This window comes from Anaeromassilibacillus sp. An250 (assembly GCF_002159845.1).
GTDB classification, from domain to species: domain Bacteria; phylum Bacillota; class Clostridia; order Oscillospirales; family Acutalibacteraceae; genus Anaeromassilibacillus; species Anaeromassilibacillus stercoravium.
Genome location: NZ_NFJK01000011.1, coordinates 105,105 through 117,805 on the forward strand (window position 1 = coordinate 105,105; position 12,701 = coordinate 117,805).

The following is a 12,701-nucleotide window of genomic DNA, read 5'->3' on the forward strand; positions in this document are numbered from 1 at the left end:
CCCATACCCCGAAGCAATTCTTCGAGGCATGGGGCCGGTTTTTTAAATATGTTCTTCCGCAGCGCCTTCGCGCCTGCATCCCGAACGTTCGCTTCGCCATAGACGGACGATGGCCACCGTATCCACCACTAAAACGATGGAATCGCTGATGGCGGTCGAAAAGTCGCAGATCAGGAACGAATAGACGATCCAGAGCAGGACGTTCACAAAGATGCTGCATTTGGTCGCCATTTCTCCCTCAATATAATGGCAACAAATGGTGTATTCTACGGTTGCCAAAACCGGCAGAAGCCCGACCAGCCCCCGCGTATTGGCCAGAAGGCCCGCCACAATGGTGAGGATGACAAAGGCCACCATCACCGGCTTTGTATACCGGCCTTTTGCGACCACCAGGTTCCGCACCGCGCTGAGCACCAATGTGGTCATCCCCGCCAACGATCCAAAAAAGACGGACGCCACCGCCAGAAGCGCGCATTCCAAGAACTGGCAGAAAAAGACCGCCTGCTTGCGCTTCACCACACAGCTTGCCACCATAAACAAGGCGGCGAAAAACGAAAGGATGTTTCCTATAATCATCAACCCATCGGCCTCGCATTCGTTTGGCGCCGGCTATAGGCCGGGCCAGTCAGATTCTTCAGATGGACCCCCGCAGCAGCGCCCGGTCCCCAGCGCCTTAGCAATTCTTTTCTGACTTAGATGCATCCTCTTTCCCGGCAAGCTCCTTCTGCGGGATTTGCGCCAGGTGCCGGATATCCTCCCCGATCTCATCCCACTCGTGGACAAGCTGCGGGTTCGACTCCATATCCTCCCGGATGAACATCAGGACAAACCCGATCAGCAACAACAGCGCCGCCACCCAAATGGCGGGCTCCTGGAACCGCAGGCTCATCAGTGCGCCAACCGCCGCGCCGACCGCAAACACGAAGATGACAAAATAATACTGCCGGCTCTTTTTCCAAAGCGAGGGCTCCTTTGTCACACGGAATTTACAGAGCATCGCCGTAGCACTGCGCATATTCCCGATGCACATGGTTGTTGCAAAGGGAAGCCCCTTGAATTTCCGGAAGCTATTGACCTGCATAGCGCAGGCAAACGACAGGCAGGCATTGGCCAGCATATTGACCGACTGCGGCATCAGCCCGACGGCCGTCAGCAGGAGCACCTCCACAAGCAGGACGATCTGCCTCCAATGGATTTTCCGGTAATCCCGGCAGCGCTGATGGACCCATTCGGTCACATAAACGCCGGAAATGAAAGCAGCCAACGGAATCACATAATGCAGCGCCGCCGGCCAATTTCCCATCGCCAGATTTTGCCCCAGCAGGACCAGATTGCCTGTCTGTGCATTGGCAAACACCTTGCCCCTGCAATTGTAGGAGTAGGCGTCCTGAAAGCCCCCGGCCAATGTCAGGAAGACCGCCAGCGCCATGGATTCCGACATTTGCGTCTTTGTTTTCCAGCTTTTCATCATTTTCCCACCTCATTTTATTTCCAGCCACAAGAAAGCCCTGGCCTATCCAAGAAAGGCCAGGGCCCTTTTATTCGCTGCCCGCGGACGGGATTTTTGCGGCCTCCGCCATCATCGCAGAGGCGACGCCGCCCGCCGCCCGAATGCCGGAGGCGCCGTTCTCCACCACCACCGCAAAGGCGTACGGCGTCTGTTCATTGCTCGAGAACCCGACCATCCAGGCGTTCGGCTCCTTGCCACCGCCCACCTCGGCGGTGCCGGTTTTTGCACAAACAGCCATGTTCGGGAATAGATTGTCCCCGTATTCGCTTGTGACGTTGTACCGCATGGCCTCCTTCAGCTTTGCCGCTGTGTCCGCCTGCACAAGCTGGCGGTCGTTTTGCGTGTGCCCCGCCTTGGTCACTAAGCCAAAATGCGTGGTGATGCTTTCGATCATATACGGCTTGACCGGCGTCCCGCCGTTGGCGATCGCCCCCATCAGGAGCATCATATGGTAGGGGTTGGTCAGATCCGTATACTGTCCCACACCGCTCCATGCGAGTTCGTTTTCCTCGGCATCGGACACATCGTACTGGCTTTTGCTGGTCGGAATCCCATCCAGGTCGAAACTGCGGTTAAAGCCCATTGCTTCCGCCGCGGCCGTCATCTTTTCCTTGCCCAGCTCCATCGCCAGCTCCGCAAAGACAATGTTGCAGGATTTCGCCAAGCCGTCTTTGAAACCAATATTCCCATGCCGGCTCAGGCAAGTGATCTTGTTGCCGTTCACCGTGATCTCCCCCTGGCAGTTGAAGGTGCGGGTATCCAGATCGGGGATATTTTCGATGGCCGCCGCACTGGTGACGATCTTGAAAATAGAGCCGGGCGTATAAGATGCAGAGAGCGCCCGGTTGAGGTAAACACCTTCGTACTTCCCGGAGGTGTCGGTATTGAGATCTGCCGGTACGTTGCCCGGGTCAAAGGTCGGCGAGCTCACCATGCAGAGCAGTTCGCCCGTCTTGTAGTTGTATAGAACTGCCGCACCCTTTTGATTTCCAAACGCCTGCAACGTAACCTTGCTCAGGTTGCTGTCCAGGGTCAATTGGATGTCGCTGCCCGTCGTTTCCCCTGTGGGCGTTGCCAGGCCGGTAAAGATGTTATAGCCTGCCAATTCCGCGCGGTAGCTGTACTGCACGCCGGTGGAGATGTACCCCATTGTATCGCCCACCGCGTGGAGCGTCGCCCGGCGCACCAGTTCGTCGTCGTTATACAGGCGTTCGCCGTCCTTGCTCTGGGCCAAAACCGTTCCGTTCCGGTCGAGCACTTCTCCCGCATAGGAGAGCTGCCCGCCGCTGGACAGATGCTTGTTATACGGCTGGAAGGCCCAGTTCCCGCCCTCCATCACGAGGGATGCCAGAAAGATCACCAACCCTACGAGAAATCCGCCGGTCAAAAGGAACAAAATCAGGGAGCGGGTTCCCGTTGTCTTCATCATACCACCGCCTTTCTCTCCATCATGGGCCCACTATTTCCGCTTTCGTACCGCATAGGTGCGTTCGTCGCTGGCCTTGATAAAGGCCAACAGGCCCCAAACCGCTACCATGCTGGACCCGCCCTGGCTGACAAAGGGAAGCGTCACGCCCGTCAGCGGCAGCACGTCCGTTGCGCCGAACACGTTCAGGCAGGTCTGGAACAGCATCATCCCCGCTGCTGCACAGGCGGAGATCGAATAGAAGGTCGAGCGGCTGCGCGTCACGTCGGAACGGGCGTAAAACACCAGCAGTGCAATTGCCAGCACGATGGTGAGGCCCAAAATCAGGCCCAGTTCCTCGCACACCATGCCGAACACCAAGTCACTGGTGGAGGCAAACACGCTCTTTAGATAGCCGTTGCCCAATCCGACGCCGAAAAAGCCGCCGCTGGCCGTGTAGGTGAGGACGCGCGTCTGTTGATAGCCCGCCTCGTTTGCGAATTCCCACACATGCCGCCACGCGGCAAACCGCTGCGCCACATAAGGCCGGAACCGCAAAATCAGGAACACGCCGAACACCGCGGCGGAGCAAATCAATGCGATGGTGCGCACACTGCCGGAGCGCATGAATGCGATAATCAGGAACGTCACAAAAAAGATGCAGGCCGTGCCGAAGTCGCGCATCAAAAACAGAGCGCCGAGGCATACGCCTCCAAAGAGGATGAACCCGGAAAGGTTCCGCGCCGTTTGCAGCCGGTCCAGTGTAGACGCCCCGACAAACACAAAGGCGATCTTAATAAACTCCGATGGCTGCACGCTGACCGGCCCAAGCGAGATCCAATTTCGCGCGCCGTTATTCTCAGAAGCAAACACTAAATTGATCGCGAACAACACAATTGCGCCGATGGCAATGGCAAGCCGCCAGCGCATCACGCGCTCCAAGTCGTTCATGAACCAGATCATGACGCAGAACAGCACAATGCCCAACAAAAGGGCGCCAAGCTGGATATAGGTTGCCTCCACGCCGCTTCCGCAAAGCAACATGATGCCGATGCCGGAGAGCAAAAATCCCACGGTTTCCAACTCAAAGCTGACCCGGTTGAGGCCCTTCATGGAATAGAGATAAAATCCCCACTCCATCACAACCAAAACGCCCAATGGAATCAGCGGCATATAGTTGAATTGCCCGCCTGCAAAGCACGCTTCGATACAGAGCATGATCTGGATCAGCATCACCACAAACAGCAAGCCAAACGGGGAGGCCGCATGTACCCGGCGGCGTTTCGGAGGCTTGAGGTTTTTCGCTTCACTGGTCCGCTTGAGCATCAGGGATGTTGAACCCAACGTAATGACATCGCCGGGCAAAATCTGCGCGCGGTCTTCCACCTTCTTGCCGTTGACGCGCGTCCCCGCCTTGGAATTGGTGTCAACCACAATCCAACCGCTTTCCCGGCGCATTAAAACGGCATGGTCACGGCTGACGGTGCTGTCGTGCAGCACAATGTCGCAGCTTCGGCTGCGCCCAAGGGAATTCTCCCAATACAAAACAGGGATGATTTCCTTGGTCACCATATCCTGCAAAATCACCACCGGGTCTTCCCGCCGCCGCCCCGCTTTCAGGGAATGAAAGCACCGGCAGACCACCACAATGGAGAGCAGCGGCACCGCAATCCGCAGCAAATACAGCGCCACAGAGAAGATATTCTGTATGACAGGATTGTCCAGCATGGGCCGGCCTCCTTTTCTTTAAATTTGCGTACAGTTTATTATACTAGCAAAAAATTGCAAAGTAAACCGCGGCGGCCGAATCGTAAGGGTTTTGTAATCTACCGCTTCAAACAAAAGAGGGACTGCGAACATCTTCGCAATCCCTCTGTATCCCTTTATCTCGCCACCCGGTAACTCACCGGGAACAATCCCAGCTCTTCCATAAAGCGCGGCAATCCCGCCTCGAAGTTCACACCAAAGCGGCGGTCCGTGCCCGCCTCGCGCGTCCGGCGGATACTCCCGCAGGTAAAGTCCACCGCGAGCTGCATGGCATCCCGCAGGCTCATTTCATTGAGCAGGCCAGCCAACAGGGCGCTCCCAAAAATGTCGCCCGTGCCGTGATAAGCTCCCTCAATGCGCGGCGAAAACGCATAGGTGAGCCGGCCCGTATCCCGGTCGAGCCCGGCGGCCCCCAGAAGGCCCGGGCTGAACCAGACCCCGGTCAAAACGACCAACCGCGGCCCCATATCGCTCAGGCGGTGTAATACCCCCTCTATGTAAGCGCGGTCATAGGGACCGTCATAAAATTCCTCCCCAAGGAGGAATGCTGCCTCGGTCAAATTTGGGACGATGAGATCCGCCTTTTTGCAAAGCGTTTTCATCCCGTGCGCCATCTCCGGCGTGCAGGTGGCGTACAGCTTGCCGTTGTCCGCCAACACAGGGTCGACCATCACCAGCGTATCGCTCGTTCGAAAGTCATCCACAATGTCTGAAACAATGCCGATCTGCTCCGCAGAGCCGAGAAAGCCCGTGTAGAGCGCATCAAACGAAAGGTTCAGGCTTTTCCAATGCGCTGCATAGTCCCGCATATCTTCGGTCAGATCGCGATAGGTACATTTTCCCAATCCTCCTGTATGTGTGGAGAGCACCGCTGTCGGCATCACGCTCGTCTCAATGCCCGCTGCGGAGAGGATTGGAAGCACGACCGTTAAAGAGCACTTCCCAAATCCGGAAATATCGTGAATGGCTGCAATTCTTTTCTGTCTCATTACAAAACACCGGGGCACCGCCCCCCTCGCGCCCATTGCGCAAGGTCCTATCTTTCTATATTTTACGGCGGGATTCCCTGAAAATTCCCCATTCTTTTCAGGCGCATTCCTCCGGCCGTAGGCTTCTAAGCATAGCCGAAAAGGGAAGCAGCGTCAAGGCGAAAAATGTAAAGAGATCGAAACTTTTTTGGGAAATATTTGAAAGGGTTTTCGCTGGCGCAGGGCTTATTCCACTTTTTCTGCGATCTCGCCCGCGCGCTTGTAGATGCTGTTAGCAGGCACAAATCCCCGTACCATGGAAAGCGGATACACATTGGTGTGGCGTCCAATCACTGTGCCAGGATTCAACACGGAATTGCACCCCACTTCCACGCAGTCACCGAGCATCGCGCCGAACTTTTTGCGTCCGGTCTCTAGGCGCTCATCGCCCACGCGCACCGTCACGAGCGTCTTATCCGACTTGACATTCGAGGTGATAGAGCCCGCGCCCATGTGGGATTTATAGCCCAGGATGGAGTCCCCCACATAATTGTAGTGCGGAACCTGCACATTGTCGAACAGGATCACATTTTTGAGCTCGGTCGAGTTGCCCACCACACAGTGGGCGCCCACCAAGGCGTTGCCTCGGATAAATGCCCCCTGGCGGACCTCGGTTTCAGGGCCGATGATGGCTGGTCCGTGGATATAAGCGGACGGGAATACCGTGGCGCTTTTCGCAATCCAGACATCCTCCCCGCGCTTTTCATATTCTTCTGGAGAAAGCGTTTCCCCCAGCTTGCAGATAAACGCCCCGATACCGGCAAGTGCCTCCCAAGGATATGTGTATTGCTCCAAATATTCCGCTGCCGCCGTGTGGGAGAGGTCATACAGGTTGCGAATAAACAAATTTTCCAACATGGTAAGATGCTCCTTCATTGGGAAAGCATTTGAAGAAGCTTCCCTCTCCAAATGCTTTCTATTTTTTCCTTATTATAGGATGTTCCCCCGCACAGGTCAACGGAAAATTTGGATTCTTTTCCAAATTTATCATTCAAATAATAGATATCAATCCGTTAGCCTTTTTTCCAGACCATTTCTTTCAAAAGGAGCAGGTCTCCTGTACTGAGGACGCCGTCGTTGTTTAGATCCCCGGCCTTTTCCTGTGCATCGCTGAGGTAACATCCCACTGTAAGATATTCATAGAGGAACTGCGTGTCCGCTGCACTGGGGTTCCCGCGCCCCGTCACATCACCCGGGATACAGGCGACCGCGCGGTCGCTCACCTGCCCGTCGATCAGCACCTCCATGAGATCCCCGGTTGCCACACGGCCGGAAGTTTTGATGCGCCCGTCCGTCCCGGTGACGCGCACGACGCCGACGTGTTCCGTGTAGGAATCCTCCAGCTCCGAAACGGAGATCGGCCCGTCAAACAGATAGAGGAGCGTCTGACCGGCTTCCGGTTCAGAGGGTTCGCTCCCGGCGGGTGGTTCCGAGCTCTCCCCGCCCTCCGGGAACTGCGGCAGTTCCTCCCGCGGCGATAAAACGTAATCTGCGCTATCAAACTGATAGACTCGGACCGGCGTGGCGTCGCTGATCTCTTCTAGCAAAGGCGCATGGACCAGCAGAATCCGTCCGCCGGATTCCACCTGGCAGGTTCGGTCATAGTCGCAGACCGCATTGCGGATGATCCGCGCCTGTGTCTGTTCATCTTCCATGTGGTAACGGATGATCTGGATGGCTGGCGCATCGACGCCGCTTCCTTCCTCCAGCACATCGGTAATATCCATGAAAAAGTAGAGATTTTGGTCCACACAAAACGCCTTGCGGAACCCCGGGCGCAGGGAAGCGCTCAAATGGACCTCCCATCCCGAAGAGGTTCTCCACAATTTGACCACATACATCCGTTTCGTCCCTTCCGTGCTGATGGCCACATAGCTTCCGTCGTCGCACGGGAAAAGCGCCCGGTTATCTTCCAACAGATAGGGGCTTTCGATTTGGGAGAGATCCGGCGGGTCGGTTTCCTCCCCTCCGGAAACCGCTGCACAATACCATGTAGCGATTACAAAGAGCACCGCCACCCAAAGAAAAATCCCGATCCCAAACCGGCGTGAGCGTTGGATCGACATGTGCAGCACCTCCTTTTCCTTCTATCTTATATAGTAAGGGATGGCAGAAAAATATGGGAATTTTGTGAAGGATTTCGACGCGCCTTTCTAAAAAAGGCATAGAAAAAGCGAAAACCGGGTTAAACCCGGTTCTCGCTTTTTGGGGAGGAGTTGTATTGAAAAGGCGTGACAAACTTTGTCACGGGACTTATAAGCAATATAGAATATCGTTTGTTTCCTTTTTCTGGTTCCCATTATAATACGTGGGAAATGCCCCTGTCAACGAAAGATCGCCTCCTTGATTTAGAATCTCTGTTTTGGACAAAACGAAGATTTTCATCATACAATTTTAGTGAATATATCCACAGATGTTTCGAAGCATTTCGTAAATATTCTGAGTTTATATGAGCATATTCTGAATTTTCTTTGATTCGACGATTTTTCGAGCTTATCGCAATTATGTCCACAAATCGAATAAGACGCTTGAATCTCTCTGTTGGGTCATGCAAAGATGGAAAAAACTGGATTTTCCGGAGGGCTTGGATAGCGGCATCGCCTATGGGTAGTATCGATTTTGGCCATTTTTCCGGTGCTCCTCCCACAAAACTTATTTCCTTCTTCCGTGTAAGCGCCTGCATATTTCTGCGCATATTCGAAGCATGCCGTCCACCTTTAGATTCCTCCGCAAATCCCTCTGCCATTCAATCGTGGATAGGAAAATTCCAGGTTCTATGGTACAATAGAAATAATGGATATTCCCGAACTAGTCACACAGGCCGCGGTGCTAGAAACTCCGCGCCGTTTTACGATAAAGGAGTTTTTCAAACAGGAATGGATACGATGAAAAAGAACGAGCTTGTCGAAATCACGATCACCGGTTATACCGCCGAGGGAAGTGGCGTGGGGCGCTGGAATGGCATGGCGGTGTTTATCCCTATGGCGGCCGTTGGCGATGTTCTAGAGGTGCGCATTCTTAAAGTGGCCAAAACCCATGCCTTTGGAAAAATCGAACGGATTCTTTCCCCATCGCCCGCAAGGATCGAACCCGACTGTCCCCAATTTGCCCAATGCGGCGGATGTGTTTTTCGCCACATCCGTTACGAGGAGGAATTGCGCGCCAAGGAACAGCGTGTACGGGACGCCGTGGAACGCATCGGGGGCTTTACAAACCTTCCCTTCCGCCCCATCTTAGGGGCCCTACAGCCGGATGGCTATCGCAACAAAGCGCAACTTCCCATCGGTCGGGCGAAAGACGGCAGCTTGACGATGGGATTCTATGCGCATCATAGCCACAGGATCGTCAATTGTCCGAACTGCAAGCTACAGCCGCCTTCTTTCCAAGCTGCAATGGAAGCCTTCCGCGCCTGGGTTCCGCTGAGCGGCGATGAACCCTATGAGGAAGCGACCGGCAAGGGGCGTTTGCGCCACCTTTATCTCCGGCAGGCGGAAGCCACCGGAGAGGCAATGGCTTGCGTGGTGGTCAACGGGAATGGCGTACACAAAGAAGACGAGATGGTCCGGCTTCTGCGGGAAAACGTACCAGGGCTTAAAAGCGTGATGGTCAACAGCAACCGCGAGCGGACAAACGTCGTTCTGGGGAAAAAGAACCGCGTTGTTTGGGGACAGGATCACATTACAGACCGGCTGTGCGGGCTGGATTTCCATATTTCCCCCCTATCCTTCTATCAGGTCAACCGCACACAGGCGGAGCGTCTGTATCAACAGGCGGCGGACTACGCAGGTTTGACTGGGAAGGAAACGGTATTGGACCTATACTGCGGCACAGGGACCATCGGCCTATCCATGGCAAAGAAGGCCAAGCGTGTGATCGGCGTGGAGGTGGTTGCACCCGCCATTGAGGATGCACATAAAAACGCAGAGCGCAATGGGATCGTCAACGCAGAGTTTCTATGTGCGGATGCGGCTGAGGCTGCTGCCAAACTCGAAGCGCGCGGCGAACGCCCGGACGTGATCATTATAGATCCGCCTCGCAAGGGCTGCGCCCCAGAACTGCTGCACACGGTGGTGCAAATGAATCCGGAACGCATGGTATATGTTTCCTGTGATCCGGCAACCCTCGCACGCGACATGCGCATTTTGGCCGAGCTGGGGTATGCCCCGCAGGAGCTCACGCCTGTGGATATGTTCCCACGTACCGCCCATGTAGAGACGGTAGTGCTTTTGTCCAAACTCAATACCAAGCAGCATATCGAGGTAGAGTTGAATCTAGACGAGCTGGATTTGACTGCTGCGGAGAGCAAAGCCACCTATGATGAGATTAAAGCCTATGTGCTGGAAAAGTACGATCTGAAAGTGTCCAGCCTGTATATCTCCCAGGTCAAGCGGAAATGTGGTCTGGAGGTAGGACAGAACTATAATTTGTCGAAGAAGGAAGATGCAAAGGTGCCACAGTGTCCGCCGGAAAAGGAAGCGGCGATTATGGAGGCGTTGAAGTATTTTCAAATGATATAATTATTACACAAGGGCCTGGGTAGTCTATCCTAGGCCCTTTTCGCGGTTTTATAGCTCACTATTTCGTGAATTTTATTTGCCTTTTAGTGCAAAATCAAGTATACTAGAGATGAAAAATATCAGGAGGTGCAGGATGGCAATTAGCTATAATCGTCTCTGGAAACGATTGATTGATCATGATTTAAGTAAAACCGATATGATGCACCGTGCAAACATCAGCACCAATGTTCTGGCACGTCTGGGGAAGGGTGCGCCTGTTTCAATGGAAAGTATGGAAAAAATCTGCAAAGTATTAAACTGCAATATTGGCGATGTTATGGAATTTGTTCCTGATAATGAAAACGGAGGAAAAGACGCATGATTACAGGCGCAATCAAAAATAAAGTGGATAAAATCTGGACGGATATCTGGGCTGGCGGCATTACTAATCCGCTGACAGTAATTGAGCAGCTGACCTACCTGATGTTCATTCGTTCTCTTGATGAAAAAGAACTGGAGACAGAAGAATTTGAGAATATGAGCGGCGAGAAGATGGACAAAATTTTCCCCCAGTCCCCTATCGGACAGTCTATGCGCTGGAGCAAGTTCAAGAATGACGATCCGCGTGACATTTATGATGTCATTTCCCAGCGGGTGTTCCCTGCTATTAAAAATATGAAGCATGGCCATTTGCCTGATTTCACGGAGCAGGGCGAGATGATCGAAATTGTAGATAACACCGAGAATGATGCGGAAAAAGATACTGCTTTCGCCCGGTACATGAGTGATGCCATGTTTCTGATTCCCACTCCCCAGGTGTTGCAAAAAATCATTACAGGCTTGGACGACCTGTATGAGCACGACATTTCCGATTTGGATATGCAGGGCGATCTGTACGAGTATATGCTGGGAAAACTGTCCACCGCCGGTCAAAACGGTCAGTTCCGCACACCCCGGCATATCATCAAAATGATGGTAGAACTTTTGCAACCTACTCCGGAGGATACCATCTGTGATCCGGCCTGCGGAACAGCAGGATTTCTGGTGGCTTCAGCAGAGTACATCCGCAGCCACTATGAAGATACCATGACAAATGAACAATGGGAACATTTCTCCGGCCCGATGTTTACCGGTTTTGACACAGACCGTACTATGCTGCGGCTTTCGGCCATGAACCTGATGCTCCATTCAATTACGCACCCAGAGATTGATTATCAGGACAGCGTTTCCAAGCAGAACCAAATCCGGGACAAATACACCATTTGTTTGGCGAATCCTCCCTTTAAGGGCACCATTGACGCTGAGAGCATCAATGATGATTTGAAAGCTGTTACCAATACGAAAAAGACTGAGTTGCTGTTCTTGGCGTTATTCCTGCGGATGCTGAAAAAGGGAGGCCAGTGCGCCTGTATCGTGCCGGACGGCGTGCTGTTCGGCTCTTCTAAAGCACACAAATCCGTCCGAAAGGAACTGGTGGAGAATCATCAGCTGCGCGCAGTGATTTCTATGCCCTCCGGTGTATTCAAGCCCTATGCTGGCGTGTCCACGGCAGTGCTGGTGTTCACCAAGACCGGCGCGGGTGGCACGGAAAATGTCTGGTTCTACGACATGAAGGCAGATGGCTTTTCTCTGGATGACAAACGCAGCGAGATTTCAGAGAACGACATTCCAGACATTATAGAACGGTTCCATAATCTCGATAAGGAAGCCAGCCGCCAGCGCACAGATCAGAGCTTTTTTGTGCCGAAACAGGAAATTGCGGATAACGACTATGATCTTTCCATCAATAAGTACAAAAAAGTGGAGTATGTGCCAGTGGAGTATCCGTCTACAGCACAAATTATGGCTGACCTGCATGAATTGGAAATGGAGATCAGCGCAGGGCTGGCGGAGTTGGAGGAGATGCTATGATTGTAAAAATTGGAGATGTAATCTCTGAATATTCTGTCCGCAATAAGTTTGATGAAAATATTCCTGTTTACAGTGTAACAAACGAAAAGGGGTTCTGTACCGGATACTTTAGCAAAGAAGTTGCCAGTAAGGATAAATCAACGTATAAAATTGTCCCGAGGGGATACTTCGCATATAACCCTTCCCGTATCAATGTAGGATCTGTAGACTGGCAGAAATACGAGGACAGAGTTATTGTCAGTCCGCTTTATGTTGTTTTTGGCGTTTCCGACCGGCTTGACCGCCAATACCTTCTTCACTACCTTAAAAGTGATATGATGTTATCCTTTATCAAGGAATACGCAACTGGCAGTGTTAGAGATAATTTGAAGCTGGCCGATCTGGGGAAATTTCCTATCAATCTGCGCCCCGTTGAAGAACAGCGCCAGATTGCTGCCACCTTGGACAAGATAGATGAACTGATTGCCAAGCGCAGGCAGCAACTAGACAAACTAGATGAATTGGTGAAATCCCGATTTATCGAGATGTTTGGGGATATCAATGTAAATGATAAAGGTTGGACAATACAACCTCTCGGAGAGCTT

General features: G+C 53.0%; 11 protein-coding genes. 4 read left to right on the forward strand and 7 right to left on the reverse strand.

Translation table 11 applies throughout. From position 1 onward, the window contains the following. Positions 1-42: 42 nt before the first annotated feature. From B5F54_RS11150 to B5F54_RS11180, 7 genes are all read right to left on the reverse strand, one after another. Complete coding sequence (locus B5F54_RS11150) at positions 43-576, reverse strand: YgjV family protein (protein WP_087234186.1); 534 nt, start codon at positions 574-576, stop codon at positions 43-45. A 97-nt stretch (positions 577-673) separates the two neighbouring features. Beyond that, positions 674-1,468: a YoaK family protein gene (locus B5F54_RS11155; RefSeq protein ID WP_242969683.1), complete on the reverse strand. Its 795-nt coding sequence runs from the start codon at positions 1,466-1,468 to the stop codon at positions 674-676. 70 nt (positions 1,469-1,538) lie between these two features. Further along, positions 1,539-2,939, reverse strand: coding sequence for a penicillin-binding transpeptidase domain-containing protein (locus B5F54_RS11160; RefSeq protein ID WP_242969684.1), 1,401 nt, complete (start codon positions 2,937-2,939; stop codon positions 1,539-1,541). Positions 2,940-2,969: 30 nt separating this feature from the next. Continuing rightward, positions 2,970-4,643, reverse strand: coding sequence for an FtsW/RodA/SpoVE family cell cycle protein (locus tag B5F54_RS11165; RefSeq protein ID WP_087234192.1), 1,674 nt, complete (start codon positions 4,641-4,643; stop codon positions 2,970-2,972). Positions 4,644-4,798: 155 nt separating this feature from the next. Continuing rightward, on the reverse strand, positions 4,799-5,671 hold the full coding sequence (locus B5F54_RS11170) for a pyridoxamine kinase (protein WP_087234194.1): 873 nt from the start codon (positions 5,669-5,671) through the stop codon (positions 4,799-4,801). 225 nt (positions 5,672-5,896) lie between these two features. Continuing rightward, a complete protein-coding gene (locus B5F54_RS11175) occupies positions 5,897-6,568 on the reverse strand; it encodes an acyltransferase (RefSeq protein ID WP_419761387.1) in 672 nt (223 codons plus the stop codon). A 155-nt stretch (positions 6,569-6,723) separates the two neighbouring features. After that, positions 6,724-7,776, reverse strand: coding sequence for a dockerin type I repeat-containing protein (locus tag B5F54_RS11180; RefSeq protein WP_087234196.1), 1,053 nt, complete (start codon positions 7,774-7,776; stop codon positions 6,724-6,726). A gap of 819 nt (positions 7,777-8,595) precedes the next feature. Between B5F54_RS11180 and rlmD the strand changes: the two genes are divergently transcribed. The 4 genes from rlmD to B5F54_RS11200 all read left to right on the forward strand — a co-directional run. Next, positions 8,596-10,227 (forward strand): 23S rRNA (uracil(1939)-C(5))-methyltransferase RlmD, encoded by a 1,632-nt coding sequence (gene rlmD / locus B5F54_RS11185; protein WP_087234208.1) that lies wholly within the window; start codon positions 8,596-8,598, stop codon positions 10,225-10,227. Between the two features lie 133 nt (positions 10,228-10,360). Beyond that, positions 10,361-10,588 (forward strand): helix-turn-helix domain-containing protein, encoded by a 228-nt coding sequence (locus tag B5F54_RS11190; protein WP_087151991.1) that lies wholly within the window; start codon positions 10,361-10,363, stop codon positions 10,586-10,588. Next, positions 10,585-12,117, forward strand: coding sequence for a type I restriction-modification system subunit M (locus B5F54_RS11195; protein ID WP_087234198.1), 1,533 nt, complete (start codon positions 10,585-10,587; stop codon positions 12,115-12,117). The genes B5F54_RS11190 and B5F54_RS11195 overlap by 4 nt, the downstream gene beginning before the upstream one ends. Continuing rightward, positions 12,114-12,701 (forward strand): restriction endonuclease subunit S (locus B5F54_RS11200; RefSeq protein WP_140400368.1); only part of this gene is annotated, 588 nt, incomplete at its 3' end. The genes B5F54_RS11195 and B5F54_RS11200, both read left to right, overlap by 4 nt.